Consider the following 24,721-nt stretch of genomic DNA (forward strand, 5'->3'; position numbering starts at 1 on the left):
CTATCAGAACTAAGCCATGGATAAATTATTACATTATGCACAGAGCTTTCCGCTCAGCAGCGAGGATAGATCAGATAGTGGACAGCTTGAATCCAGCGCCGCTCATCCCTGCAGTGCAGTTTCCCAGCTGCGCACGGAGTCGGGCATGGCGTCGAAGCTGAACGCCAGGAAGGTCGCAGGCGCCAGGGTGCGGCCGGCCCTCTTGAACTTCATCTTCACCAGCACCTCCGCCGCCAGGTTGCCCCGCGCATGCAGCGCATGCTGGAAATACGCGCACCTGTCATCGGCATACAGCAGCCGAGTCTCCACGCTCACCCGGCTGAACAAGGCGATGGGACGCAGAAAGCGTACCTGCTGAGCCAGGTTGACGAAACCGGCACCGCCACGCAGCACGGCGAAGAAGCACCCGACCTTGAGCAGGTAGTCTAGCTGCGCGGTCTCGGCGTACTGCAGGTACTTGTCGCTCTTGAGCACGCGCACACCCGAGTCGAAGGGCGTGACCCAGAAGCGCGTTTCGACGGTATCGGTGGTCGCCCGGCTGGCGTAGCCGCACAGGCCGATAAAAAAGGCGATAAGATTTCGCAGCAGACCGGACATTGGCAGTTCCCTTTCAGCCCTGGAGCCCGGCAGATCAGGCTCCCAATGAGGGGAACATCAATACCGTCGCGTGCTTGCCCGCCGCAATCCCCGGGCATGGCGCTGATAAAGCGCAATAACTCCCGGTAATCGACGAGCTTCACTCATGGGTAGCCGCCGGTGTGGCCACGCCTCTGACCACCAGATACAACAGAGGGCCGATGGATACGAACACGAGCGTGAGCAGAAGATAGGGAGCGATGGCAGCGAACGGCTTATGCCGCGCCTGGTTGTCCCGGTACATCCAGACGCAGGCCAGCGTCGCGAGAATGTAGAGATCGATCACCACCTGGGCGGTATCCAGGCGGGACACGAGCTGCAGGCCGAACTGCAGAAGCGACTGGTCGGCCTGCAGCATGACGAAGGCCGTATAGGCCGAAAACGCGATCAGTACCGCCAGCGGCAGAGCGATCTTCTTCATGAGCCTTCCCTGGTCGAAGAAGTGGACAAAGAAAAGCCCGGCAAATGCCGGGCCCTGGGTAACGCTTAGTGTGCGACGCGGCTGGTGCCGTCGACGGTCATGATGCGCACACGCTCGCCGACGCGGAAGATCTCGTTCTCCTGCACCTGCTGCACGTAGGCGCGCAGGGTGCCGTCGTCTTCACGCACGGTGATTTCCACGCCCTGGGTGCGGGTCAGGCCTTCCTCGGTCATGGAACCGAGCAGACCGCCGGCCACGGCACCGATCACCGCCGCCACCACCGAGCCGCGGCCACCGCCGATGGCGCTGCCGCCTACGCCGCCCACCACCGCACCGGCACCTGCGCCGATCGGAGTCTTGGTGCCTTCGATCTTCACCGGGCGCAGCATCTCGATGGTGCCCAGGCGCACGGTCTGCACCTTGCGGGCCTCGTCGCGGCTGTAGCTGTCGCCGCTGAGGTTGGAGACACAGCCACCCAGCGCGAGGGTCAGGGCGACGAGGGAGGCAGTCAACAGCTTGGTATTACGCATGTGGTTCTCTCCATATGAGGCAGTGTCCATTAGACCGCGGCGCCAGGCGGCTGTCACCAGCCCGTCTGGCGCCAGGGTGCGACATCGGGTCAGATTTGCAGGCGTGGCGGGCTGGCGCAGGATGGCGATTCACCCTCGCGAGCCATGCCATGGACTATTTCATCGTTGCCATCGCCACCCTAGCCGGCCTGGTCTTCCATGGCTGGCTGTACCTGCGCATCCGCCGCTGGATGGACCGTGACCTGGCCCTGTCCATGGCCGCCGGCGACCCGGCCATGCAGAGCTACATGCTCGAGCGTCTCGCCGAGGCCGCTTCTCGAGGCGTACGCCGCGGACAACTGGAAGACTGGCTGCACCAGGCGGCGCGCGACTATCTGCAGCGCAATAACTAGCTACGCCTCGCCAGACGCCATATTCGCGCCAGGTCGCAGGCGCGCGCCTGCAACTCGACCTCGGCAGCGGCCATTGCCTGTTCCAGGCTCTGTGGCCCCGAGCTCAGGCTGAACGTCGCATCGATGCCCACCTCATACAGCGCCTGATAGCCCTCCCCCAGGCTACCTGCCAACGCGATCACCGGCACACCGGCGGCACGGGCGATACGCGCCACGCCGACCGGCGTCTTGCCGTGCAGGCTCTGCGCATCCAGGCGCCCCTCGCCGGTGATCAGCAGATCGGCGCCGTGCAGCGCCTCGGCCAGGCCGGACAACTCGGCCACCAGCTCGACACCGGGGCGAAAACCGGCGCGCAGAAAAGCCTTGGCGGCGAAGCCCAGGCCGCCGGCGGCGCCGACGCCGGGCAGCGTTCGATGATCCTCACCCAGTGTCGCCGCAACCACATCGGCGTAATGACTCAGGGCGGCGTCCAGCAATTCGACTTGCTGGAGACTGGCACCCTTCTGCGGGCCGAATACCCGGGACGCGCCGCGCGGGCCGCACAGCGGGTTGTCGACATCGGCGGCGATTTCTATCCGCACCTGCGCCAGACGCGGGTCCAGGCCACTGGCATCGATGCGCGCCAGCTGCGCCAGCGCCGCGCCACCGGGCGGCAACTCGCACCCGGCGGCGTCGAGGAAGCGCATGCCGAGGGCCTGCAACAAGCCGGCGCCACCGTCGTTGGTGGCGCTGCCGCCTAGACCGAGAATGATGCGTTGGGCGCCGGCGTCCAGCGCCGCGCGGATCAGCTCGCCGGTGCCCTGGCTGCTGGTGAGGGTGGCATCGCGGCGTTCGCTGGGCACCAGGTGCAGGCCGCTGGCCGCGGCCATCTCCAGCACCGCGGTGCCGTCGCCGAGCCAGCCCCAGGGAGCCGTTACCGGCTCGCCCAGCGGACCACGGACTATCTGCTCGCGGCGCTCGCCACCCACGGCGGCCAGGACCGCGTCGACCGTGCCCTCGCCGCCATCGGCCATGGGCCGCAGGAGGATCTCGGCGTTGGGAAAGACCTGGCGCCAGCCACGGGCGATGGCCGCCGCCACCTCGGGCGCGGAGAGGCTCTCCTTGAACGAGTCGGGGGCGATGACCAGCTTCATCGGCGGGTCAGGGTGCCAGGCGTTCGCGCAGCCAGGCGTCGTCCTGCAGGCGGTAGTTGAGGCGGTCGTGCAGGCGGCTGGAGCGGCCCTGCCAGAACTCGATGCGCTCGGGCAGCAGGCGATAGCCGCCCCAGTGCGGCGGGCAGTCCGGGGCGCGGTCGAGGAAGCGCTGCTCGGTGTCGGCGAGCAGTTGCTGCAGCTCGTCGCGGTCGCGGATCACCCGGCTCTGCGGCGAGGCCCATGCCCCCAGGCGGCTGCCCAGCGGGCGGACCTGGAAGTAGGCATCGGATTCGGCTGCCGAGACCTTCTCCACCCGTCCTTCGATGCGCACCTGGCGCTCCAGGCTCGGCCAGAAGAAGGTCATGGCGGCGAACGGACGCGCCGCCAGCTGCTCGCCCTTGGCGCTGTGGTAGTTGCTGAAGAAGGTGAAGCCACGCTCGTCGAGGCCCTTGAGCAGCAATACCCGGCAGTGCGGACGGCCTTCGCCGTCCACTGTGGCCAGGGTCATGGCATTGGGCTCAACCGGCAGCTGCTCGGTCTTCACCGCATCGTCGAACCAGCGGCGGAACAGGGCGAAGGGCTCGCCCGGCGCCTCCGCTTCGCTGAGGCCGTCGCGGGTATAGTCGCGACGCATATCGGCAAGGGACTGGGACATGCGGTTCTCCGCCATGCTGGCTTCCTCGGACAGTGAAGCGTCAGCTTACTGCGCCTTGTCCTTTTTCTTTTGATCTGCGGCAACCTGGGCCACCGGCATGGCCGCCACCGGCGCCGGCTGGTTGTACTTGGCCAGCAGCGCGACCAGAGTCGGCTTCGCGGTCAGGACGATTTCCACCCGGCGATTCAGGGCACGGCCGGCGTTGCTGTCGTTGGCGGCGCGCGGCATGTCCGAGCCGACGCCCTTGAGCAGCAGGCGATCACGCTGCAGGCCGCTGAGGCGGAAGATCGAGGCCACGGCCTTGGCGCGGTCCTCGCTCAGCTTGAAGTTGGCGTCCAGCTGGCCGCGGCTGTCGGCATGGCCGAGGATCAGCACGCCGGTACGCGGGTCCTTCTCCAAGATCTTGGCGACCTTGGTGAACGGACCGAGCACGGCCGGCATCAGCATGCTCGGGCGATCCGGGTTGAACGAACTGTCCACCGGGGCGGTGACCACCAGCACGTTCTCGCGGCGCTCCAGCTCCATCTTGCTGCCGCTCAGGGCGACCTTCAGGCGCGGCTCGTACTCGTCCAGCCAGGCGTTGGTGACTTCGTGATCGATCTTCGGCGGGGCCTTCTTGGCGGCCGCCGCCGGCTTGTCGCTGCCGCCGAAGGACCACCAGCTACTGCCGCCCTCCTCCTTCTTGTCGGAGTTGGCGCAGGCGGCGAGGCTCAGGCAGCAGAGCAGGACGAGTGATTTCTTGTGCATGGTTAGATCTTCCCCCAGGCAAGTTACAGGCATTGGCCCAGCGTTCGCGCCAGTCTCTGCGCGCGCGGGTCCATGAGTACGTAAGGTCCGAGACTGTTGGTGACGAAACCGAAGGCGATCTCGCGTTCCGGGTCCGCGAAGCCCACCGAACCACCCGCTCCGGGGTGGCCGAAGGCCGTGCGGCCGAGGCCGTAGGTGGCGTTGGCCACCTCCGGCTGGTCGAGCATGCAGCCCAGGCCCAAGCGGGTCTGGGTGAGTAGTGTGCGGTCTTCGCCGCTGGAGTGTTCGCGGGTCATCTCGCCAAGCAGCTCCGGCTCAAGCAGGCGGCCGTCCAGCAGCGCCGCGTAGAAGCCGGCCAGGGCCCGGGCATTGCCGTGGCCATTGGCCGCCGGCTGCTGCATGCGCCGCCATTCCGGCTTGTTGGTACTGGTGAGAATAGACGGCGGATTGGTGAAGGCGCGGGTGGTCAGCGAGGCCGGCTCGTTCATCATGCACTTGAGCAGGCGCTGGGCGGCGGCATCGCCCATGTCGCCCTTCTTGCGGGCGATATGGGAGACGCGGGGAAACTGGTCTTCGGCCAGGCCGACATGGAAATCCAGGCCCAGCGGCTCGGCGATGCGGGCGACGATGGACTCGCCGGGCCCGCGACCGTCGGCGCGGCGCAGCAGTTCGCCCACCAGCCAGCCGTAGGTGATCGGCGAGTAGCCGTGGGCATCGCCCGGTGTCCACCAGGGGCGTTCGGCGGCCAGGGCGGCGGTCATCTGCGGCCAGTCGTAGAGTGCCTCGGCCGGCAGCGGTGCATGCAGGGCCGGCAGGCCGGCGCGGTGGCTGAGCAGCTGACGCAGGGTCACGCGCTCCTTGCCGGCGGCGGCGAACTCGGGCCACCAGCGCGCCACGGGAGCATCCAGCTCCAGCTTGCCCTGCTCCACCAGCTGCAGGGCGGCGACGGCGGCGAAGGTCTTGGTGCAGGAGAACAGGTTGAGGATGGTGTCGCTGTGCCAGGCCTCGGCACCGTCCTTGTCGACCGTGCCGGCCCAGATATCGACGACGGTTTCGCCGCCGATCTGCACGCATAACGCGGCGCCACGTTCCTGGGGATCGTCGAACAGTTCGACGAAGGCATCTTTCAGCGCTTCGAAGCGCAGGTCGAAATGGCCCTGAATCTGCAACCTGATACTCCTCGGTCAGAATGGCCGGCATTGTTCCAGTCCCGGCTACTCCTGTGAATCCTGGCGCTTTGCTCAAGTCACTTCGTCGGACCAACGGTCCGCAGCCCCGGAACGCGCGAGGCGCTCCGGGTTGGACTGCAAGCGAGGAAAATCAGGGCTTGGCGGGTTCCGCGGCCTTGGCCGGCGCGGTCTTGGGCAGCAGCGCGGCTGGCGCCTTGAGGTTGGCCTTGCGCACCGCCTCGACGAAGCCCTGCCAGGGGCGGTCGGTGATGGCAACCAGGCCGAAGTGGCCGTTCTCGCCGTCGAGCAGGCGACCGCTGACCGGCTGATCCAGGTACTGGAACCAGTGCACGCCGACGATCGACGGCTCTTCCAGGGCCTTGGCCAGGAAGTTGGCGTAGGCCGGGCCGCGCTCCTCTTCCTTGTAGGTCTCGGCCACGCCGCCCCAGAACGGACCGCGGTCGCGCGAGCCGAAGTGGAACTCGCTGACCAGCACCGGCTTGTCCAGCGCGCGCAGGGTGGCGAAGTCGTAGCCGTGCTGCGGCTCGTTCACGTAGAAGTTGAAGCTGAGCACGTCGCAGTACTCGGCGCAGGCTTCGACCGCCTCGGGGGTGGCGATGGCGAAGCGGCCGCCGAGCAGCATGTGGTTGGGCGAATGCCACTTCAGCGAATCGGCGATGGTCTTGAAGTAGGTGGTGGCGAACAGGCGCTGGAAGGCCTGCAGGTCTTTCTCGATCTGCGGGAACTCGGCGCTCGGCAGCGGCGGCTCGAAGCCCGGGTCCTCCATCAGCTCCCAGGCCTTGAGCTCGATGCCCCAGGCCTTGGACAGGCCGTTCTGGTTGCGGTACTTGTCGCGCAGCTGCTTGAGGAAGGCGCGCTTGGCCGGCACGTCGGTGGTCAGGCGCAGGGTGCCGTAGGCCAGGGCGTAGCGGGCCTTGGGATCGTCGCCCGGCGCGGCCCAGGCCAGCTCGTTGTCGGCAAAGAAGCCGAGCAGCCAGGGGTCGTCACGGCGATCGCGGGTGGCGATGGCGATGGCGCGCTCGGCGGCCATGGCGAAGCGCGGGTCGAACGGATCGGGCATGCCGCCCCACCAGTCGTGGCCGGTGCTGATGATGGCGTAGTCACCGGAGATCGACAGCGGGATGCTGTACGGCATGCGCTGGGTCTTGCCCAGGGTGTCGTCGCTCCAGTTGCCCAGGCTGTTGAAGCCCCAGGCCTGCAGGCGGTCGAGGGTGTGCTGGGTCCAGCGGTCGGCGTCGAAGCCCGCTGCCGGGCACGGCGCCAGCTCGGCCGGCGCCGGCGTGGCGGCCAGCGGCGGCTGGGCGGTGGCGCAGGGTTCGGCATGGGTGCGTTGCAGGTTGGCACGGTAGAAGTCGTACCAGCGGCCGTGGTCGAAGGCGCGGCCGCGGCTGGCGCCGCTGTTGCTGCGGCTGTCACGCTTGCCATAGTAGGCGGCCAGCGGCTCGCCGTCCTTGGGCAGCGCGGCGAACATGCTCTCGCGGCCTTCCACGTAGGTCTGGCTCTGCCAGGCGCTGACCGCGTTGACGCCCAGCGAATAGAACGGATGCCCCTCGGGAGTCACCAGGTACCAGCGGCCGTCGCGCTTCTCGGTGCGGAAGAAGCCCTTGGCCTCGAAGCTCGGGCCGTTCAGCCAGCCGCCGAACTTGTCCTGCTGGGGGCGCTCGGCCAGCCAGGCCTTGAGCTGCTCGCCTTCGCGGGCGGCGGCATCGCGCAGCTGCTGGTCCTTGCCGATCTTCTCCGGCCACTGGCCGCGGCTGTACTGGCCCCACTCGTCGACCATGCCGTTATAGATGGCCTGCTGCGCGGCGGCGGCCGACTGCACGCCGAAGCGGCTGAGGAGAATGCTCTGCGGCGCGTTCGGCTTGCTCATGCTCAGCACCACGGCGCTGACCTGGGCCGGGTTCAGCTCGCCCTCCACGGTTTCCGCCAGCAGCACGCGCTGACCGTCGACGGTGACCGGCATGGGCGGGCCGGCGCGCATGCCTTGGGCACGCGGCGAGGTGGCGGCAAGCGGCACCAGCAGGGTCTGCGCCGGGCCGGCCGGCAGGGCGATGCGGCTGGTCAGCACCTTGCCGTCACGGCTCTCGATGCGTACGTCCAGGGTGATGGCCCAGTCCATCGCGCTCTGCAGGCGCAGGCTCATGGCGCCGGCCTGGGACCAGTCCCAGTCGCCGCTCTGCGGGCTCAGGCGCAGGCTGGGGTTATCGCCGACATTGAAGGTAAAGCGGCGCAGCACCTCGCCTTCGGCGGTGGGCTCGGCGGTCAGCTCGGGAAAGCTGGCGGCCTGGCTCTCGACCTTCACCACGTCGGTGGGCTTGATGAAACTGAACAGGGTCTGCTGGCCCTCGGGAGCGGCCACAGCGGGCGCTGCGAGATGGAGGGCGAGAACGAGGGGGAGATAACGGCGAATCATCGAACTGGTACTCCGGAAGATTGCCAAGTAGACACCAGGCGGGCCTGCCAATGCCACCCCGAAACGCCTTACTTGGGCTCTGCGGCGAGCTCCAGCAGACAATCGCCCCAGGCATCCAGGCGTTGCTGTGCCCGCTGCGAGCCAGCATCGGCGCCCTCCTCGACCAGCGCTGCGCGCAACCGCTGCAGGGCCTCCTGCACCTGTGTGGCAAACAGCCGGGCATCGCCCGACCAGCACACCACCTCGTGCACCAGGCCCAGCTCGGCGGCGCGGGCGGCGTTGCTGCGCTGCTCCGGCTGGTCGGTGACCAGCAGCAGGATCGGTCGGCGGTACACCTGGGCCGCCGACAGCGCGGCCATGCCCGGTGCCGAGACGATCAACGCGCTATGCGCCGCGGCATCGATCCATTGCGGATCGCGCGGTGTCCAGCCGGCGCGTCCGGCATAGCCCTCGCCCACCAGCAGCGCCTGCAGGCCCATGGCCGCCAGCCCCTGTTCCAGACCTGTAGCCAGCTGTGGATCGCGAAAATGCGGATTGAGATAGACGGCGGCGCGCGGCCCCTGCACTTGCTGCGGAAGCTGTGCCAGGGCGATCGGCGTCGGCAGGTTAAACACCCGCGGCGCCACCCGCGCCGGCGCGGCATAGGCGAAATCGTGCTGCAGGCAGGCCCGCGCCCGGCGCAGCTCGAAGCCGATGGCCGCGGCAAAACCCCGCGCCAGCCAGTTCGGCAGGCGCCCCTGGAAATTATCCAGCAACGCTCGCCGCAGACTGGCGCCATAGACATGCACGATCTTGCGCCGCCAACCGGGCAGGCAGCCCATCACCAGCAGCGCCGGATGGAAGGAGTCGTTGACCAGCAGGTCGACCGTGGCGATGCGGCGGCGCAGGCGCCAGATATCGCGCAGCATGTGCCGTGGGTCGAACAGGTAGCGCGCAACATTGCCGTCGGTGGCGCCGCGCTGCATGTTCTGCCGCTCGTCGAACTGCACCGCGTAGTGACGCGACAGCACCTCGGCCGCGATGCCGAACTCGCCGAGGAAGGTCGCGCCCGCGTCCGAGGTGGTCAGCACCTGTACATCGGCGCCGCGCTCGATCAGGGCATGGGCCAGCAGCTGGGCACGCATCAGATGGCCACGGGCATCGGCGGTGGCCAGATAGAGAATTCGTGGTTTCATCCGGCGAAACGCGCCCTCAAGCGCAGGCCAACGCCGGCCAGGTACATGCCCAGCGCCCCGCTGACACCGAAGGCCCGGTCCACCGCCCGCGCCTCGGCCAGCATGCGCTGCAGGCGCGGCATCTCCGCATCGCCCACGCTCAGCCCTAGGGTGCGCATGCACAGGCGCACATGCTTGCGCTCGTCCTGCAGCACGCGGCTCAGCAGCGGTTGTAGCGGATGATCGGCGGCCAGCACCGCACAGTGGCGCGCCAGCACCCGCTCGGCCATCTGTTCGGCACACAGGCCGATGGCATAGGCCGGCACCAGTACGCCCTGCTGGAAATGCGGGGCATGGCGTCGGGCGATGCGCTGCCAGCGGCGGATCTTGGCCCGGCTGAGCCAGTCCAGGCGCAGCTCCGCAGGCGGCTGCATGCCGCGCTCGCGCATGGCCGCCGCGAACAGCTCGCTGTGCTCCTGCTCCTCGCGCAGGTGCTGCTGCACCTGACGCTCAAGCCAGGCCGGCGCGGTCGGCATCAGCTCGTGCTGCAGGGTCTTCTCGGTAGCCTCTTCGCCGATCAGGTAGATGCGCAGCAGCAACAGCTCACCGGCCCTGCTGCCGTGCAGCTGGCGCAGGGCGGCGCGCTTGATGCGATCGACCAGCCAGGCCTGCAGACGCGGCCAGCCACGCAGCCGCGGTGCGGCGAAGGCCGACAGGTGGACGACGGTCATTGGCTGGCGTGTTGCTGGCCGCTGAGCACCAGACCTATGAAGCTGTCCTGCAGGAAGGCCTGGGCGGCTGCGCCAGCCTGCGGGTAGTCGATCTGCTGGCCGCGGAAGGCCAGGTAGCCCTTGCCGTCGCGGGCGCCCAGCAGCAGTTTGTCGTGCTTGGCGAAGCCCTCGCTGCTCAGCGGTTGCAGCAGCTCGACGTTCTCCATGCCGAACAGGAACAGGTCGCGCTGGATCACTGACAGCGGCAAACGGCTGCGCAGGGCCTGCAGTTCCAGGGTCCAGCTGCCGCCCTGCAGCGTCTTGGCCAGGTCGCCATGGCCGCCCGGCGCATGCAGGCTGGCGCGTACCGCCGGCAGCGCGGCCTTTTCCAGGCCAAGGGCGATGGTGATGTCGGCGTACTCGGCCTTGGCCGCCTCGACCCGGTTGTCGCGCACCTGGACGAACTGCTTGGCCAGCCTGGCGGCGGTGGAAGGCGACGCCAGGGTCTGCAGCGCCTGCTCGTGGGGCAGCAGGACCTGGCGCTTGCCATCGACCTCGGCCTCGATGCGGTAGGCGTCCAGGCGCACCTCGCCGAGATCGCCCGGCACCGGCGCGTGGGCATGCACGCTGCTGCTCCACTCCTGGCCATCCTTGCTGACCAGCAGGTGCAGGCTGACCGGCACCACGCGGCCATCGGCGGCCTTGGCCTGGCCGTGCAGCAGCACGTCGCCGATCACCGCTTCATCGGCGTACTCGTGGCCATTGCCGAACAGGATGGTTCCGGCCGTCTGGTCCAGCTCGACGCGACCGTGCTCGTCGTCCAGGGCGATGCGGTTGCAACTGGTCAGCGGCGCCAGCGGGCAACCGCTGGCGCTGGCGAAGGTGTGCACGCCGCGGCCACTGAACTGCTCGGCCTGGGCCAGGCTGGAGAGCAGACCCAGGACCAGTGGCAGGGCGCTGCGCGCTAGAAACTTCGACACTTCCATGGTCGTTCCTCAGTGGATGGCGGGCTTGTGGTAGGACAGGGCCTGGGCATCGGCATCGCTGCGGCCCAGGGTATTGATGCCGAGGCCACGGGCCAGGGCGCCGCACATGTCGACGGCGGAGAACGCCACTATCAGGCCCATGGCGCCGAGCAGGCGCAGGCCGCGCACGGGCGGCAGGTCCTGCTGGTTGAGCGCGCGCAGGCTGAAGCCCAGACGCGCAAAGAGGATCGCCAGCGGCGCCAGCGGGCCGCTGCGGGCGAGCCACTGCAGGCGGGCCGGCAAATAGGCGCGCAACAGATAGGGCGTCAGGCCGACCGAGTCCTGACCGCGCATCCAGCGCAGCTTGAGCGCTTCGCCGCGGCTGTCCGGCAGGCGGTGTTCGGTGTGCGCTGCGGCGGCGTAATGCAGGGCCACACCGGCAGCCTGCAGGTTGAGGCCGAGCACCTGGCAGTGGGCGCGGTACACGCCGTCCAGCGCTTGGTAGGCATGCTCGGCGAACACGTCGCGGCGGAACACCACATTGTTGGCGTAGAAGTTACGGGTGGCCCCGGCCTGCAAAGGGCTGGGGAAATACATGAAGTCGATGGTGGTCAGCGCCGTGCCGGCCAGGCTGGTGCTGTAGCTGGTGCGTCCGGCCACCACGGCCGGTGGCTGCTCGCCGCACAGCGGCAGGAGCAGTTGCTCCAGCCAATCGGCGGCGGGAATGCAGTCGGCATCGGCGAACACCACATGATCACAGCGCGCGGCGTCAGTGGCGGCGAAGCCGAGATTCTTCGCCGAGTAGTAGCCGGTGCTGGCATCGATCAGCACAAACTCCAGGGCCAGACCGGAGCTGCGAACCAGCTCGGCGCAGGTTTGCGCCGGCAGGCCGTCGTGGGTCACCACCACCTGAGCCAGGCGGTCCAGCGGCAAGCTCTGGCCCTTGAGGTGCTCGAACAGGCGGCCGAGACTGCCGGCCACCTTGGCCAGGTCGGCGCCACCGCGCAGGTTGTTGGTTTCCAGTACCAGGGCCGTACGTGCGGCCAGATCGTGCAGGTTCATCCTTGCCCCTCGGTTCATCCATGAGCGATGACGGCAGCCTAGCAGGCCGCCATCCGCACCGACTTGCGCCAGCTCACGTCGGCATCAGACGGTACCGCCTTTCATCCGGTCAAGCAGCCGATCCGGCAGCAGGCGATTGAGCACGCGGAACAGCTTGGCCGGCACCGTCACCGGGTAGCGGGTGCGCGGCACGCGGCTGTCCAGCGCCTGCAGCACCGCCTCGGCCACCGCCTCCGCCGGCAGGGTGTACTTCACCGCGGCGCCCTCCTTGGCCAGGCGCTCCTCCATCAGCGCATAGCTGGCGGCATGCGCGCCACGACTGGTGTCCACGTGCTTGCGCAGGGCCAGCAGGCTGTTGGCGCGAAAACGCGCGATGATCGGGCCCGGCTCGATCAGCACCGCCTCGATGCCACTGCCGGCCAATTCCAGGCGCAGGGTGTCGACCAACCCTTCCATGGCGAACTTGGAGGCATTGTAGGCGCCGCGCAGCGGCAGCGCCGCATAGCCGAGCACCGAGCTGTTGAACAGGATGCGGCCGTGACCCTGGCGGCGCATGACCGGCAGCACCGCGGCGGTCAGTTCGATGGGGCCGAACAGGTTGCTCTCGAACTGCTCGCGCCAGGCCACCCGCGGCAGGTCCTCGATAGCGCCGGGCTGGCCGTAGCCAGCGTTGTTGAACAGTGCATCCAGGCCACCGCCGCTCTGTTCGAGCACCCAGGCCAGGGCCTCGGCGATGCTGGCGGAGTCGTCCAGGTCCAGGCGCACCGCCTCGAAGCCTTCGGCCTGCAGACGGGCGACGTCTTCGACCTTGCGTGCCGAGGCGAACACCCGCCAGCCGGCGGCGCGGCAGGCCAGCGCCGTGGCATGGCCGATGCCCGTGGAACAACCGGTGATCAGGATGGTGCGCATGGCCAACTCCCTGGCAGGTGAATGAATTCAGGCGATTTCGCGGCGGAACGGCGGCAAGGCGTTGAGGATGGCCTTGCCGTAGCGCTGGGTCACTACGCGGCGATCCAGCAGAGTGATGGTGCCGCGGTCGGCCTCGGTGCGCAGCAGGCGACCGCAGGCCTGGATCAGGCGCAGGGAGGCGTCGGGCACGGCGATCTCCATGAACGGATTGCCGCCGCGCGCCTCGATCCACTCGGCCAGCGCCGCCTCCACCGGGTCGTCCGGCACGGCGAAGGGAATCTTGGCGATCACCACGTGCTCGCAGTAGGCACCGGGCAGGTCGACGCCCTCGGCGAAGCTGGCCAGGCCGAACAGCACGCTCTCCTCGCCGTCGTCGACCCGCGCCTTGTGCTTGTTCAGGGTCTCCTGCTTGGACAGGTTGCCCTGAATCAGCACGCGTTTGCGCCAGTCACGGTCGAGTCCGTCGAACACGTCCTGCATCTGCTTGCGCGAGGAGTACAGCACCAGGGTGCCACGCGCGCCCTTCACCAGTGCCGGCAGGTCGCGAATGATGGCGGCGGTGTGGGCGGCGGCATCACGCGGGTCGGCCTTGAGGTCCGGCACCCGCAGTACGCCGGCATCGGCATGGTGGAACGGACTAGGCACCACGGCAGTAACCGCCGCCTTGGGCAGGCCGGAACGCATGCGGAAGCGGTCGAAGGTGCCCAGCGCGGTCAGGGTGGCCGAAGTCACCAGGGCCCCGTAGGCGACATTCCACAGGTTGCGGCGCAGGGTCTCGGCGGCGAGGATCGGGCTGGCGTTGACCTCGATATCGAACAGTGCACCGCTGTCGGCCAGGGTCAGCCAGCGCGCCATCGGCGGACTGTCCTCCGGGTCCTCGACGGTGAAGGCGGTCCACAGCTCCCAGTTGCCCTGGGCGCGGGCCAGGAGGCTGCCGAACAACGGGTACCACTCCTCGGCCTGGTGGCTGGCCAGCCCAATGCTGGTGCCCTCGTCATCCATGGCCTGCTTGAGCAGTTCGGTGAGACGGGTGAAGACATCGGTGAGCTTGGCGAAGCCCTTCTTCAACTCGATGCCCAGCTCGCGCAGGTGCTCGGGCACCAGGCCGCCCTCGAAGCGATGGCGCGGGCGCTCGCGGCCCTCCATGTCCTCGCCGGCGCGGAAGTCGGCCAGCTGTTCGCAGGCACTGAACATAAATTGCTGCTGGGTGCGCAGCTCGCGGGCCTGCTCGGGCACCTGCTCGATCAGGCGGCCGAGGTCGCCGGGCAGCGGGTGCTGGGCCAGCAGCTTGGTCAGGTTCTTCTCCACCTGGCCGAGCCAGTCGGCGGTGCTGCGCAGGCGAGTGAAATGGGCGAAGTGGCCGATGGCCTTGTCCGGCAGGTGGTGGCCTTCGTCGAACACGTAGAGCGTCTCGCGCGGGTCCGGCAGCACGGCGCCGCCGCCCAAGGCCAGGTCGGCCAGGACCATGTCGTGGTTGGTGACGATCACGTCGACCTTGGTCATGCCCTCGCGCGCTTTATAGAAGGCGCACTGCTGGAAGTTCGGACAGTGGCGATTGGTGCACTGGCTGTGGTCGGTGGTCAGGGTGCCCCAGACCTGGTCTTCCAGTTCCTCCGGCCAGCTGTCGCGGTCGCCGTCCCAGCGGTTGCCGGCGAGCTTCTCGATCATCTTGCTATAGAGCTTCTGGCTGTTCTCGTCGACGTCGATGCGGAAGCCTTCTTCCTCGAACATCTGCGCCGTGGCGCTCTGCGCCTGGCCCTCTTGCAGCAGCATGTCCAGCTTGGACAGGCACAGGTAGCGACCGCGGCCCTTGGCCAGGGCGAAGCTGAACTGCAGGCCGGCGTTGCGCATCAGGTCCGGCAGGTCCTTATGGACGATCTGCTCCTGCAGCGCCACGGTGGCGGTGGCAATCACCAGGCGCTTGCCGGCAGCCTTGGCGGTGGGGATGGCGGCCAGGCTGTAGGCCACCGTCTTGCCGGTACCAGTCCCCGCCTCCACCGCCACTACGGCGGGCTCGCCATCGCGCTGGCCTTCTTCGTTGTGCTTGATCGCCCCCAGCACCTTGGCCACTTCGGCGATCATCAGGCGCTGGCCATAGCGGGCCTTGAGCCCCTTGGCTTCGAGAAAACGGCTGTAGGCGCCCTGGATCTGGGACTTGAGTTCGGAGCTGAGCATGGGCGCGGAAAAGGCTGGATAAATTTTCAGTAGTTTACCGATAGGTTATGCTCGCGCGCCATCCCGCGACCGAGACTCCCGATGACCGTCTTCTCTGCTATGTATGCCGTGCACCTGCTGGCCGCCCTGGTCTGGGTCGGCGGCATGTTCTTCGCCTGGATGATCCTGCGCCCGGCCGCCGTGGCCAAACTGCAGGCACCGGAACGCCTGACCCTGTGGCTGGAAGTGTTCCGCCGCTTCTTTCTCTGGGTATGGATCGCCGTGCTGCTTCTGCCGGTGTCCGGGGTGGGAATGCTGCACATGCGCTTCGCCGGCTTCGAGACGGCGCCGCGCTATGTACAGGTGATGATGGGGCTGTATCTGGTGATGCTCGCCCTGTTCCTGCGCGTGCGCTTTCTGCAGCTGCCGCTGCTGCGTCAGGCCGTGGAGGCACAGAACTGGCCGGCGGGTGGAGAAGCCCTCGGACGCATCCGCCGTCTGGTGGGAAGCAATCTGCTGGTGGGGCTTGCCCTGGTGGCCATTGCGGCCGCCCGCCCGACTTTCTGATAGCGTCGAATCAGCTCCCGCACCACCCAAGAGTGGTGCGGGAGTAGATCACCGCCAAAAACGCTATTGCGCGGGCTGCGCCTCGACTGACGCCTCAACCCGACGGTTGACGGCACGCCCCTCGTCGGTGCCATTGTCGGCCACCGGGCGAGACTCGCCGTATCCCACCGACGACACCCGATCACCCGCGACGCCGTACTGGTTGACCAGCACGTCACGCACGGCATTGGCACGCCGCTCGGACAGACCCTGGTTGTAGGCATCGGAGCCATTGGAGTCGGTGTGGCCTTCCACCGTGGTGCTGGTCTGCGGGTATTGGCTCATGAAGTCGGCCACTGCCTTGATATCGGCCTGGCTCTCTTGCTTGACCACAGACTTGTCGTAATCGAACTTGACGTCCAGCTCGACACGCACCGGATCACCTGCATCGACTACAGGCTCAGCGGCAGGGGCGGAATCCGGGTAGGTGGGCAGCGGGCAACCGTTGTGCCGTACCGGAGTGTTGGGCGGGGTATCGGGGCAACGATCGCGGCGATCGAATACACCATCGCCATCCTGGTCGCCGTCCTGGGCATAGCAGATGAGAGTTCCGATGACCGCACCGGCCACGGCACCTCCAGCTGCCCAAGTAGAACTTTCGATGGCGCCAAGACCTCCTCCGGCCAGGCCGCCAATCGCCGTGCAAATGGGCCAGTTCCCTTGGTTGAGCGGCGCATCTCCCGTACTGGAAGTCGTGACGCAACCAGAAAGAACACTACTGACCAAGAGAAGGGGTACAACTGCCCTTGAGATTCTTCTCATGGCGGGATCTCCTGTGTCACCGGTTCGATTACCGGTAACACAGGAGTAAAGACCCGTCCCCCAAAGTGTACAAGCCAGTCCCGGTGGACGACTGCGCCATATGCTGCAGCCGCCTTGCCGGGAGATGACTACTTAGGGGCGAGCTTCAACCTCGGCTTCCACGCGACGGTTGATGGCACGGCCTTCGCTGGTGGAGTTGTCAGCCACCGGACGGCTTTCGCCATAACCCACCGAGCTCACGCGGTCACCGCCGACGCCATACTGGTTGACCAGTACGTCACGTACGGCATTGGCACGACGCTCGGACAGACCCTGGTTGTAAGCGTCGGTGCCGACGGAGTCGGTGTGACCTTCAACCACAGTGCTGGTGGACGGATACTGGCTCATGAAATCAGCCAGTGCCTTGATGTCGCCTTGGCTTTCAGCCTTGACCGCGGCCTTGTCGAAGTCGAACTTGACGTCCAGCTCGACGCGTACCGGCTCAGCAGGCTCCGGAGTGACGGTCTCCTCGACCACGGTCTCTTCGACCACGGCCACTTGCTCTTCGGCGCCGTGCACCCAGCAATAAGCCGCGGCCATACCGGCGCCAACCAGCGCACCGCCACCGGCCCACTCAGAGCTTTCAATCGCACCCAGTGCAGCACCGGTCACACCACCAACGGCCGCGCAGGTCGGCCAGTCGGTTTTCTGAATGCCAGCACAGCCGGTCAGCAGGCCGCTTGCCAGGATCAGGGGTACAGCTTTCCTTGTGATACTCATCTTCTTAGGTCTCCTGTAGGGAATCGGCATACAACCGACAGCAAAGAAGTAAAGATGGCTTCCTTACTATCTGCCAGTTATAGGCAGTTTCCATACCAAGGTCCATAGGCCATAAGCTCGGAGCGCGATAGTCTTGGCATTCGAATTCGGGATTTTCACCATATGACTCACGCTCCATCCTCACGCACCCCGCAGCAGGCCTTGGCCGCGCTGCTCGATCACCATACGCCGCAGCGTCTGTTGCTGGTCGGAGCCAGCCAGTTGCCGGCGGTAACCGCCTTCCAGGAAGCCCATCCGCAAACTCTATTGGCGCATGCTCCGGCCGGGGCGTTACCGGCGGAACTGGCGGCCCAGCGTTACGATCTTGCACTGGTGGTGGACTGCCTGGAGCACCTACCCAAGCGCACTGCGCTGGAACTGCTCGGTGGCATCCGCAACCTCAACGCCAGTCGCCTGGCCGTGCTGGTCGACCTGGCAGCCTGTGGCTGGCAGGAAACCGAGCTGTTCGCCCTGGCCCTGCAGGCCAGCGAAAGCTTCCAGCGCGAAGGCCAGACGCTGACCCTGTTCACCTACGACCTGCGCGATTACAAGCAGGTTCCGGACTGGCTGAACGCCAAGTTCTGGGCCAATCCGCAGAACTTCGGCAAGTACTGGTGGTGATGCCATGAGCCAAGCCTGTCCCTGCGGCAGCGGCAGTTCGCTGGACGCCTGCTGCGGCCACTATCACCAGGGCACTCCGGCCCCTAGCGCCGAACACCTGATGCGCTCGCGCTACAGCGCCTATGTGCTGGGCCTGGTCGACTACCTGGTGGCCACCACCCTGCCCGCCCAGCAGGCGGGTCTCGACCGCGACGGCATCCGCGCCTGGAGCCTGGGCAGCACCTGGCTGGGGCTGGAGGTGGAAGGCAGCGAGCTGATCGGCGCGCAGCCCGAGCACGCCTTCGTCACTTTCACCGCGCGCTGGCACGATGGCAGCGGCGAGCACAGCCACCGTGAGCGCTCGGCCTTCGTCCAGCGCGAAGGCCGCTGGTACTTCCTCGACCCCACCACGCCACTCAAGGCCGGGCGCAACGACCCCTGCCCCTGCAACAGCGGACAGAAATTCAAGAAGTGCTGCAGCAGCTACCTGAGCTGAGAAAACTCTGCTTCATTTGTTAGCCAGAACCCGGCGGGGGCCGGGGCCAACAAGGAGCAGTAGATGAAGCACAAGCACAGTGGAGCGGCGGCCGGCCTGGTCGCCCTGCTGATGGTCGGTGCCGTGCAGGCGGACGACGTGCAGGTAAGTCTGGGCAGCAGCGAGCGCGTCACCCGCCTGTTCGCCTACCCCAACAACTGCAGCGTGATCTGCTATCGCGACTGGACGCTGGAGCAGACCGCCGAGCACTACCTGCAGCAGAGCCTGGAGCGCGACGGCTACACCGATGCCACCGTCAAGGTCAGCCAGAGCGGCGACATGCTAACGGCCAGCTTCAGCGGTGTCCCCGCCGATTACGGCACCCCGCTGAGCAACCTGCTGGCCGCCGGCGACTCGGCCTTCGAGGGCGCCAGCAAGCTCAACGGTGACGGCAAGTGGCAGTACAGCTGGTACTTCTTCCTGCCCCTGGGCATGGCCCTGGACAACCGCAAGAGCGTGGAACTGCTGCACTTCCCACCGGACTACTCGCTGACCCAGGCCCAGGACTACCTGGAGTCCAAGACCACCGACCGCTGGGCCTCGCTGCTGACCGAGAACGGCGTGGCGGCGGCGCAGACCCCGGCCTACCAGACCATCATCGACATTGCTCCGATCGCCGCACCGGCCAGCGCCGGCAGCGATCTGGAAGGTGTCTACAGCTACTTCACCGACTACCAGACGACGATGGTCGCCCAGCTCACCGCCGGCAGCGGCACGCCGCTGCCCATGGTCGCGTTCGGCGGACCGGTGCGCACCTGGGTCAACAATCAGTACAAGGTCAACATCGGCGTATTGGGCCTGGACGAGATCACCCCGGCACCGGGCCAGAACGTGCCGGTGCTCGGCGCCAACCACCCGAGCTATATCTGGTACGCGGCCGATCCGGAGAACTACGGCGGCGACCAGGCGAAGGCCGATGCCGCCGGGCTCAAGGTGATGGGCCAGGACATCAGCGCCGCCTGCTGGCAGGCCGGCATGGGCCAGAACCCTTCCGCCGACCCGCAGCAGACCCTCAACAGCTGCACGCAAAAATGGCAGGTCACCGACAAGGTGCAGACCTGCGAGCTGTTCTACACCTCGATCCGCAACCTTACGCCGCCTCAGGCCCAGGCCAAGTGCACGACCAGCAAGAGCTGAAGCCGCACAAGACAAGGCCCGCAAATGCGGGCCTTGTTCTTCACTCCTGCAGCTTGAGGTGCGAAGTGTCGGGCGGCGGCCCGGCCGGCGCGGCCTTGGCCTGGCCCATGTCGCTGCCGGTCGGTGCCAGGCTGAACTGCGAGAAATCCACCTGTGGGGCCTGGACCTCGGGCTTGGCGTCCTGCAGGTCGGTTCCTACTGGCGCGATCCCGAAGTCCGGTGCCTGCACATCACTGAAGGCCGCCATGTACTCGTCACGTGGAATCACCCGCGTCGAGGTAGCGCTGTTGGCGGCAGCAACCGGCGCCGCAGCTACTGCGGCAGGTGCCGGAACGGGGGTGGCAACCGGAGCAGGGGCCGGCGGCGGCGCCATCTCCACCTCTTCCACCTCCAGCGCCTGAACGATGGCCAGCGCCCCGGCGCGCTCCATGGTCGCGCGGTACTTCTCGGCACCGGCGGCATCCAGGTTGCTCTTGATCACGATGCGCCGACCGGAGAACAGCAAGGCGATACGCTGGGCATCGGCCTGGAACAATCGCGCCAGATTCTCCTTCACCTGCTCCAGCGCCGCACCCGGCACCACCTGCCCGGCGAAGGCGATCTCGTAGAGGCTCATGGTCACACTCCTGTCCAGTTCGGCCCCCAGTATGGCGCAGTTTTTTTCTGGGAACAGCAGGTGGCCGCCAAGCAGCCGCTTGTTACACTGGGGCGTCCATTGGAGCGATGCAATGTTTTCACAGATGCGATTTCACATCATCGCCCTGACGATCATCACCGGTCTGGTGTCAGGCCTCACGGGATGCACCAGCTGGTTCAGCGGTGACTTCCAGGACCCGGAAGTCCGCCTCGTCAAGGTCGATGTGATCAAGGCCAAACTGCTGGAGCAGCAGTTTTCCCTGCGCTTTCGCATCGACAATCCCAACGACTTCGAATTGCCGATGCGCGGCCTAAGCTACGACATCGAGCTCAACGGCGTGCCACTGGCCGAAGGCGAGTCCAGCGAGTGGCTCAACGTTCCCGCCCATGGCCACAGCAACTTCGAGGTGCCGGTGCGCACGAACCTGTGGCGCCACCTCAAGGGCGTGGTCAAGGCCCTGGAAGATCCCAACCGACCGATCCGCTATCGCCTGAGCGGCGAGGTGAAGACCGGGCTGCTGTTCGGCCGCGACGTGCATCTGCAGCGCAATGGCGAGATAATCCCCGGCGATCATATTCCGGAGTAGCTTCATGACTCAGCAACCCCACGTTCACGGCCCCGACTGCAACCACGACCACGATCATCACCACGATGACGATGGCCACGTGCACGGCCCGCACTGCAACCATCATCACCAGGAGCCGGTGCGCAACCCGCTGAAGGAAGTCGGCCGCAACGATCCCTGCCCGTGCGGCAGCCAGAAGAAGTTCAAGAAGTGCCACGGCGCCTGACCTGAACCCACCCGGCAGGGCGCAATGCCCTGCCAGGCCCCTACTCCCCGCTGCTTCCGCCCTCTACAATCCGCCCATCGTCCGCCGCCCTGCTCCAGGAGCCAGTCATGGGTTCGCGCCTGTTTTCTCGTCCGCTGTTCGTCGCCACTGCCGCCACCCTGTGCAGCACCCTGCTCCTCGGCGGCTGCCAGTCCTTCCTCAATGGCCGCTACGCCAGCAGCGTCCATCCTGACCAGGGCATCGTCCGCGTCCAGGGGCTGGCGCAGAGTGTGGTGGTACGGCGCAACCCGCTGGGCATGCCGCTGATCGAGACCACCACCTTCCACGACGCGCTGTTCGCCCTGGGCTACGTGCACGCCGCCGACCGCCTCAGCCAGATGGTCGGCATGCGCCTGCTCGCCGAGGGTCGCCTGGCCGAGATGAACGGCCCCGGCGTACTGGAAATCGACCGTTTCATGCGCACCGTCAACCTGCGCGCCAGCGCCGAGGTGCTGTACAAGAACGCCTCGCCGCGCATCAAGAAGTTCTTCGAGGTATACTCGCGCGGCGTCAACGCCTACCTGTTCCGCTACCAGGACAAGCTGCCGATGGACCTGGCCGAGAGCGGCTACCGCCCGGCCTACTGGAAGCCGGAGGACTCGGTACTGCTGTTCTGCCTGCTCAACTTCGGCCTGTCGGTGAACCTGCAGGAGGAAATCGCCTCGCTGAACCTGGCGGACAAGGTCGGTGCCGACAAGCTGGCCTGGCTGCTGCCGAGCTACCCGGACGAGCCGCTGCCCTTCGAGGAAGCCGAGAAGCTGCGCGGCTTGAGCCTGACCGGCAAGATTCCGGGTCTGGCCGCGGTGGACAACGCCGCCGGCCAGGTGGCGGAGCTGAACATGCTCGGCGTCGCCGCTTCCAACAACTGGGCCATCGCCCCGCAGAAGAGCCGCAGCGGCAAGAGCCTGCTGGCCAACGACACCCACCTGCCGCTGTCGATGCCGTCGATCTGGAATTTCGTGCAGATCCGCTCGCCGAAATTCCAGGCCGCCGGCGTGTCCATCGCCGGTGTGCCGGCGGTGGTCGCTGGCTTCAACGGCAAGTTGGCCTGGGGCATGACCATGGTCATGGGCGATAACCAGGATCTGTTCCTGGAGAAGGTCAAGCGCGAGGGCGGCCGCCTCTACTACCAGGCCAACGGCAAGTGGCAGCCGGCCCGCGAGCGCCAGGAGACCTTCTTCATCAGGGGCCAGCGACCGATCCGCGAGACCGTCTACGAGACGCGCAACGGCCCGCTGCTCAACTCGGCCCTCGGCGAGCGCAAATCGCCACTGCAACCGCTGCAGATGTCCAGTGGCTACGGCCTGGCCCTGCGCACCATCCAGGGCGAGGCGGACAAGTCGATCGACGCCTTCTTCGACCTGTCTCGCGCCCAGTCCGTGGAGCAGGCCTTCGAAGCCACCCGCGAAGTGCGCGCCATGGCGCTGAACATCGTATTCGCCGACGCCCAGCACATCGGCTGGCAGGTCACCGGCCGCTACCCCAACCGCAGGCAGGGCACCGGCCTGGTGCCGTCGCCGGGCTGGGACGGCGCCTACGACTGGGACGGCTACGCCGACGCCATGCTACACCCCTACGACCAGGACCCGATGCAGGGCTGGCTGGGCACCGCCAACCACCGCACGGTGCCGCGCGGCTATGGCATGCAGCTGTCCAATTCCTGGTTCTACCCCGAGCGTGCCGAGCGCATCGCGCAGCTGGCCGGCTCCGGAAGGCATGACCAGAAAAGCATGATCGCCATGCAGTACGACCAGACCACGCCGTTCGCCGGCAAGCTGCAGGCGATGTTCGACGCACCGGGCATGGCCGCGCCACTGAAGAAGGCCATCGCCGCCCTGCCGGCCGCCGAGCGCGGCAAGGCCGAGGAAGCCTACAAGCGCCTGATGGCCTTCGATGGCCGCATGGCCGCCACCTCCGCCGACGCCGCGTTGCACAGCGCCTTCCTCCAGGAAAGCGCCAAGGCCACCTTCCTCGATGAACTGGGCCCGCAGACCAGCCCGGCCTGGCGTGCGCTGGTGGAGATCGGCAACAACAGCTATTCGGCCCAGGCCGACCACCTGCTGGGGCGCGACGACAGCCCGTTCTGGGACGACGTGAAGACCGCGCAGAAGGAAGACAAGCCGGCGATCATGGCGCGCAGCCTGGCCGGCGCCGTCAGCTACCTGGAGGCCGAGCTGGGCGCCAACCGCAGCGCCTGGCAGTGGGGCAAGCTGCACCAGTACCGCTGGACCAGCGAAGCCACCAAGATGGCGCCCTACCTGAGCGCCAGCCAGCGCAGCGGTATCGAGGCCATCAGCAGCTATCTGGATCGCGGCCCCTACCCGGCCGGCGGCGACCACGGCACCCTCAACGTGGCCGCCTACGAATGGGGCAATGACTTCAACGTATGGCTGATCCCGGCCATGCGAGTGGTGGTCGACTTCGGCCTGGAAGAACCGATGATCGGGGTCAACAGCTCCGGCCAGTCCGGTAACCCGGCCAGCCCGCACTATGCCGACGGAATCGACGCCTGGCTCAAGGGCGGCTACATGAGCTTCCCGTTCCAGAGCCGCAACGTCGACAAGGTCTACGGCAACAAGCGCCTGATGCTGATGCCGGGCAAGTGACCATCGCCTGAATCACGCGCTGCGCGACTGACCAGCACCTGCCCAATCCGACCAGCCCCTCCCCTTACGCGGGGGAGGCGCTGGTATCGGGTGCAGAGGCTTCGTCGGCAACCGGGAAGCGATAGCCTTCCTTGCCCACATAGCACCCCGTCCGCTCGTCCCAGAGCCTGAGGCGCATCGCCCGCAAACCCTCCCAGAAGGAAATCACCTGGGAGTTGACGAACAACTCGTTCTCCTGCCAGCAGCGCTTCAGGTTGTAGTTGGGGATATGCGGTATCAGGTGGTGAACGTTGTGAATGCCGATGCTCGCGGAGAACCAGCGCAATATCGGCGGGAAGATAAAGATGGACGAGCCGTGCAGCGCGCTGTCGACGAAGTTCCACTCCTGCGCCGGATACCAGCGTGACTGTTCGAAGTGGTGATTGATGTAGAACAGGAACACCATCACCGGCGTGCCGAGGGCGTAGCTGAGCAGCTGGATCACGAACACCAGGCCGTAGCCCGAGGCCCACAGGCCCAACCCGATCACCAGGATAGCCAGGCTGGTGAGGTGCACGGACAGGTGCACATGACGCGGCCAGCGCCGGTCCGCGACCACGCGGGGGAAGATCACCAGCTTGTACAGTGCGTGCAGGGTAAAGAAGAAGGCCGGATGGCGCAGTATCCGGTAGTAGAGCCGCTGCCGGCGGCCCAGCGCCTGGTATTGGCGAACACTGAGTAGCGGCATGTCGCCGATGCCGGTGCGGGACAGGTCATTGGTGCTGCCGTGATGGATGTTGTGCTCGTGCTGCCAGTGGTGCGCCGGCATGAACACCAGCAACCCCAGCAACGGGCCGACCATATCGCTCAGGCGCTTGGAACGGAACAGCGAGCCGTGCATGACGTCATGGAACAGCACGAAATTGCGCGCCAGGAACAGGCTGTTGAGCAGCAGCAGAGAAACGGTTATCCACAGCGGCCCGCTCCAGTTCTGGTAGATCAGGTAGTTCAGCGCGAAATGTGGAATCAGCGTCGACGCGATCTGCCAACCCGAGCGCGCATAGCTGGGGGTCGCGTAGCGCTGCGCCAACTCGACCATCTGGCCTCTGGCGAGTTTTTCCTGCGAGTTCTGTACCGACATATGCACCTGCCTCGTGACG

At 66.9% G+C, this 24,721-nt stretch carries 24 protein-coding genes and 2 pseudogenes; 8 read left to right on the forward strand and 18 right to left on the reverse strand.

Annotation, left to right across the window (positions count from 1 at the left end):
- Positions 1-102: 102 nt before the first annotated feature.
- The 3 genes from OH686_RS04665 to OH686_RS04675 all read right to left on the reverse strand — a co-directional run bounded on the left by OH686_RS04665 (position 103) and on the right by OH686_RS04675 (position 1,587).
- Entirely contained in the window at positions 103-597 is a 495-nt protein-coding gene (locus OH686_RS04665; protein WP_289536462.1) for a thioesterase family protein, read from the reverse strand.
- A 139-nt stretch (positions 598-736) separates the two neighbouring features.
- Entirely contained in the window at positions 737-1,057 is a 321-nt protein-coding gene (locus OH686_RS04670; RefSeq protein ID WP_289536463.1) for a DUF2834 domain-containing protein, read from the reverse strand.
- A gap of 65 nt (positions 1,058-1,122) precedes the next feature.
- On the reverse strand, positions 1,123-1,587 hold the full coding sequence (locus OH686_RS04675) for an outer membrane lipoprotein (protein WP_289536464.1): 465 nt from the start codon (positions 1,585-1,587) through the stop codon (positions 1,123-1,125).
- 149 nt (positions 1,588-1,736) lie between these two features.
- On the opposite strand from OH686_RS04675, the gene OH686_RS04680 reads away from it, so the two are divergent.
- On the forward strand, positions 1,737-1,979 hold the full coding sequence (locus OH686_RS04680; protein ID WP_137972481.1) for a hypothetical protein: 243 nt from the start codon (positions 1,737-1,739) through the stop codon (positions 1,977-1,979).
- Here the strand turns inward: OH686_RS04680 and OH686_RS04685 are convergent.
- The 11 genes and pseudogenes from OH686_RS04685 to dinG form a co-directional block, all read right to left on the reverse strand.
- The gene (locus OH686_RS04685) at positions 1,976-3,112 is read right to left on the reverse strand and encodes a glycerate kinase (RefSeq protein ID WP_289536466.1); all 1,137 of its coding nucleotides are present in this window, start codon (positions 3,110-3,112) and stop codon (positions 1,976-1,978) included. The two genes, OH686_RS04680 and OH686_RS04685, sit on opposite strands and share 4 nt — an antisense overlap.
- Before the next feature lie 7 nt (positions 3,113-3,119).
- A complete protein-coding gene (pdxH, locus tag OH686_RS04690) occupies positions 3,120-3,767 on the reverse strand; it encodes a pyridoxamine 5'-phosphate oxidase (RefSeq protein ID WP_289536467.1) in 648 nt (215 codons plus the stop codon).
- A gap of 63 nt (positions 3,768-3,830) precedes the next feature.
- Positions 3,831-4,547 (reverse strand): annotated as a pseudogene (locus OH686_RS04695) (OmpA family protein); the annotation flags it as partial.
- On the reverse strand, positions 4,538-5,683 hold the full coding sequence (locus OH686_RS04700) for a serine hydrolase domain-containing protein (RefSeq protein ID WP_289536468.1): 1,146 nt from the start codon (positions 5,681-5,683) through the stop codon (positions 4,538-4,540). The pseudogene OH686_RS04695 and the gene OH686_RS04700, both read right to left, overlap by 10 nt.
- A 151-nt stretch (positions 5,684-5,834) precedes the next feature.
- Positions 5,835-8,117, reverse strand: a complete 2,283-nt coding sequence (locus tag OH686_RS04705; protein ID WP_289536470.1) for a beta-agarase — start codon at positions 8,115-8,117, stop codon at positions 5,835-5,837.
- 68 nt (positions 8,118-8,185) lie between these two features.
- Positions 8,186-9,292 (reverse strand): glycosyltransferase family protein, encoded by a 1,107-nt coding sequence (locus OH686_RS04710; protein ID WP_289536472.1) that lies wholly within the window; start codon positions 9,290-9,292, stop codon positions 8,186-8,188.
- Complete coding sequence (locus OH686_RS04715) at positions 9,289-10,002, reverse strand: hypothetical protein (protein WP_289536473.1); 714 nt, start codon at positions 10,000-10,002, stop codon at positions 9,289-9,291. The genes OH686_RS04710 and OH686_RS04715 overlap by 4 nt, the downstream gene beginning before the upstream one ends.
- Positions 9,999-10,967 (reverse strand): hypothetical protein, encoded by a 969-nt coding sequence (locus OH686_RS04720; RefSeq protein WP_289536474.1) that lies wholly within the window; start codon positions 10,965-10,967, stop codon positions 9,999-10,001. The genes OH686_RS04715 and OH686_RS04720 overlap by 4 nt, the downstream gene beginning before the upstream one ends.
- Positions 10,968-10,976: 9 nt before the next feature.
- On the reverse strand, positions 10,977-12,008 hold the full coding sequence (locus tag OH686_RS04725) for a glycosyltransferase family 2 protein (RefSeq protein WP_289536476.1): 1,032 nt from the start codon (positions 12,006-12,008) through the stop codon (positions 10,977-10,979).
- An 84-nt stretch (positions 12,009-12,092) separates the two neighbouring features.
- Entirely contained in the window at positions 12,093-12,917 is an 825-nt protein-coding gene (locus tag OH686_RS04730; protein ID WP_289536478.1) for an SDR family NAD(P)-dependent oxidoreductase, read from the reverse strand.
- 27 nt (positions 12,918-12,944) lie between these two features.
- Positions 12,945-15,092 carry an ATP-dependent DNA helicase DinG gene (dinG, locus tag OH686_RS04735; RefSeq protein ID WP_289536480.1) on the reverse strand — a complete coding sequence of 716 codons (2,148 nt, stop codon included), beginning with the start codon at positions 15,090-15,092 and terminating at the stop codon, positions 12,945-12,947.
- A gap of 81 nt (positions 15,093-15,173) precedes the next feature.
- On the opposite strand from dinG, the gene OH686_RS04740 reads away from it, so the two are divergent.
- The gene (locus tag OH686_RS04740) at positions 15,174-15,638 is read left to right on the forward strand and encodes a CopD family protein (protein ID WP_289536482.1); all 465 of its coding nucleotides are present in this window, start codon (positions 15,174-15,176) and stop codon (positions 15,636-15,638) included.
- 63 nt (positions 15,639-15,701) lie between these two features.
- On the opposite strand, the gene OH686_RS04745 is transcribed toward OH686_RS04740, so the two are convergent.
- Both OH686_RS04745 and OH686_RS04750 read right to left on the reverse strand, forming a co-directional pair.
- Entirely contained in the window at positions 15,702-16,439 is a 738-nt protein-coding gene (locus OH686_RS04745; RefSeq protein ID WP_137972469.1) for a PA1041 family peptidoglycan-binding anchor lipoprotein, read from the reverse strand.
- Between the two features lie 132 nt (positions 16,440-16,571).
- Positions 16,572-16,934: pseudogene (locus OH686_RS04750) on the reverse strand (OmpA family protein); the annotation flags it as partial.
- Between the two features lie 426 nt (positions 16,935-17,360).
- On the opposite strand from OH686_RS04750, the gene OH686_RS04755 reads away from it, so the two are divergent.
- The 3 genes from OH686_RS04755 to OH686_RS04765 all read left to right on the forward strand — a co-directional run bounded on the left by OH686_RS04755 (position 17,361) and on the right by OH686_RS04765 (position 19,509).
- Positions 17,361-17,858 carry a DUF6231 family protein gene (locus OH686_RS04755; RefSeq protein ID WP_289536483.1) on the forward strand — a complete coding sequence of 166 codons (498 nt, stop codon included), beginning with the start codon at positions 17,361-17,363 and terminating at the stop codon, positions 17,856-17,858.
- Between the two features lie 4 nt (positions 17,859-17,862).
- The gene (locus tag OH686_RS04760; RefSeq protein WP_289536484.1) at positions 17,863-18,333 is read left to right on the forward strand and encodes a YchJ family protein; all 471 of its coding nucleotides are present in this window, start codon (positions 17,863-17,865) and stop codon (positions 18,331-18,333) included.
- Between the two features lie 111 nt (positions 18,334-18,444).
- The gene (locus OH686_RS04765; protein WP_289538827.1) at positions 18,445-19,509 is read left to right on the forward strand and encodes a hypothetical protein; all 1,065 of its coding nucleotides are present in this window, start codon (positions 18,445-18,447) and stop codon (positions 19,507-19,509) included.
- Between the two features lie 40 nt (positions 19,510-19,549).
- Here OH686_RS04765 and OH686_RS04770 read toward each other — a convergent pair whose 3' ends face one another.
- On the reverse strand, positions 19,550-20,125 hold the full coding sequence (locus OH686_RS04770; RefSeq protein ID WP_289536485.1) for a hypothetical protein: 576 nt from the start codon (positions 20,123-20,125) through the stop codon (positions 19,550-19,552).
- Positions 20,126-20,237: 112 nt separating this feature from the next.
- Between OH686_RS04770 and OH686_RS04775 the strand changes: the two genes are divergently transcribed.
- The 3 genes from OH686_RS04775 (at position 20,238) to OH686_RS04785 (ending at position 23,582) form a co-directional block, all read left to right on the forward strand.
- A complete protein-coding gene (locus OH686_RS04775) occupies positions 20,238-20,732 on the forward strand; it encodes an LEA/WHy family protein (protein WP_502942773.1) in 495 nt (164 codons plus the stop codon).
- A 4-nt stretch (positions 20,733-20,736) separates the two neighbouring features.
- Positions 20,737-20,937, forward strand: a complete 201-nt coding sequence (locus OH686_RS04780) for an SEC-C metal-binding domain-containing protein (RefSeq protein ID WP_081963338.1) — start codon at positions 20,737-20,739, stop codon at positions 20,935-20,937.
- 107 nt (positions 20,938-21,044) lie between these two features.
- Positions 21,045-23,582: a penicillin acylase family protein gene (locus OH686_RS04785; protein WP_289536490.1), complete on the forward strand. Its 2,538-nt coding sequence runs from the start codon at positions 21,045-21,047 to the stop codon at positions 23,580-23,582.
- A gap of 64 nt (positions 23,583-23,646) precedes the next feature.
- Here the strand turns inward: OH686_RS04785 and OH686_RS04790 are convergent, their stop codons facing one another.
- Complete coding sequence (locus OH686_RS04790; protein ID WP_289536491.1) at positions 23,647-24,702, reverse strand: fatty acid desaturase; 1,056 nt, start codon at positions 24,700-24,702, stop codon at positions 23,647-23,649.
- Between the last annotated feature and the right edge of the window lie 19 nt (positions 24,703-24,721).

It is taken from the genome of Pseudomonas sp. SO81 (assembly GCF_030374125.1).
Classification (GTDB): Bacteria; Pseudomonadota; Gammaproteobacteria; order Pseudomonadales; family Pseudomonadaceae; genus Aquipseudomonas.

Coding starts and splice junctions, on each gene's coding strand:
- OH686_RS04665 (WP_289536462.1), bottom strand. CDS start 597: ATGTCCGGTCTGCTGCGAAATCTTATCGCCTTTTTTATCGGCCTGTGC.
- OH686_RS04670 (WP_289536463.1), bottom strand. CDS start 1,057: ATGAAGAAGATCGCTCTGCCGCTGGCGGTACTGATCGCGTTTTCGGCC.
- OH686_RS04675 (WP_289536464.1), bottom strand. CDS start 1,587: ATGCGTAATACCAAGCTGTTGACTGCCTCCCTCGTCGCCCTGACCCTC.
- OH686_RS04680 (WP_137972481.1), top strand. CDS start 1,737: ATGGACTATTTCATCGTTGCCATCGCCACCCTAGCCGGCCTGGTCTTC.
- OH686_RS04685 (WP_289536466.1), bottom strand. CDS start 3,112: ATGAAGCTGGTCATCGCCCCCGACTCGTTCAAGGAGAGCCTCTCCGCG.
- pdxH (WP_289536467.1), bottom strand. CDS start 3,767: ATGTCCCAGTCCCTTGCCGATATGCGTCGCGACTATACCCGCGACGGC.
- OH686_RS04705 (WP_289536470.1), bottom strand. CDS start 8,117: ATGATTCGCCGTTATCTCCCCCTCGTTCTCGCCCTCCATCTCGCAGCG.
- OH686_RS04710 (WP_289536472.1), bottom strand. CDS start 9,292: ATGAAACCACGAATTCTCTATCTGGCCACCGCCGATGCCCGTGGCCAT.
- OH686_RS04715 (WP_289536473.1), bottom strand. CDS start 10,002: ATGACCGTCGTCCACCTGTCGGCCTTCGCCGCACCGCGGCTGCGTGGC.
- OH686_RS04720 (WP_289536474.1), bottom strand. CDS start 10,967: ATGGAAGTGTCGAAGTTTCTAGCGCGCAGCGCCCTGCCACTGGTCCTG.
- OH686_RS04725 (WP_289536476.1), bottom strand. CDS start 12,008: ATGAACCTGCACGATCTGGCCGCACGTACGGCCCTGGTACTGGAAACC.
- OH686_RS04730 (WP_289536478.1), bottom strand. CDS start 12,917: ATGCGCACCATCCTGATCACCGGTTGTTCCACGGGCATCGGCCATGCC.
- dinG (WP_289536480.1), bottom strand. CDS start 15,092: ATGCTCAGCTCCGAACTCAAGTCCCAGATCCAGGGCGCCTACAGCCGT.
- OH686_RS04740 (WP_289536482.1), top strand. CDS start 15,174: ATGACCGTCTTCTCTGCTATGTATGCCGTGCACCTGCTGGCCGCCCTG.
- OH686_RS04745 (WP_137972469.1), bottom strand. CDS start 16,439: ATGAGAAGAATCTCAAGGGCAGTTGTACCCCTTCTCTTGGTCAGTAGT.
- OH686_RS04755 (WP_289536483.1), top strand. CDS start 17,361: ATGACTCACGCTCCATCCTCACGCACCCCGCAGCAGGCCTTGGCCGCG.
- OH686_RS04760 (WP_289536484.1), top strand. CDS start 17,863: ATGAGCCAAGCCTGTCCCTGCGGCAGCGGCAGTTCGCTGGACGCCTGC.
- OH686_RS04765 (WP_289538827.1), top strand. CDS start 18,445: ATGGTCGGTGCCGTGCAGGCGGACGACGTGCAGGTAAGTCTGGGCAGC.
- OH686_RS04770 (WP_289536485.1), bottom strand. CDS start 20,125: ATGAGCCTCTACGAGATCGCCTTCGCCGGGCAGGTGGTGCCGGGTGCG.
- OH686_RS04775 (WP_502942773.1), top strand. CDS start 20,238: ATGTTTTCACAGATGCGATTTCACATCATCGCCCTGACGATCATCACC.
- OH686_RS04780 (WP_081963338.1), top strand. CDS start 20,737: ATGACTCAGCAACCCCACGTTCACGGCCCCGACTGCAACCACGACCAC.
- OH686_RS04785 (WP_289536490.1), top strand. CDS start 21,045: ATGGGTTCGCGCCTGTTTTCTCGTCCGCTGTTCGTCGCCACTGCCGCC.
- OH686_RS04790 (WP_289536491.1), bottom strand. CDS start 24,702: ATGTCGGTACAGAACTCGCAGGAAAAACTCGCCAGAGGCCAGATGGTC.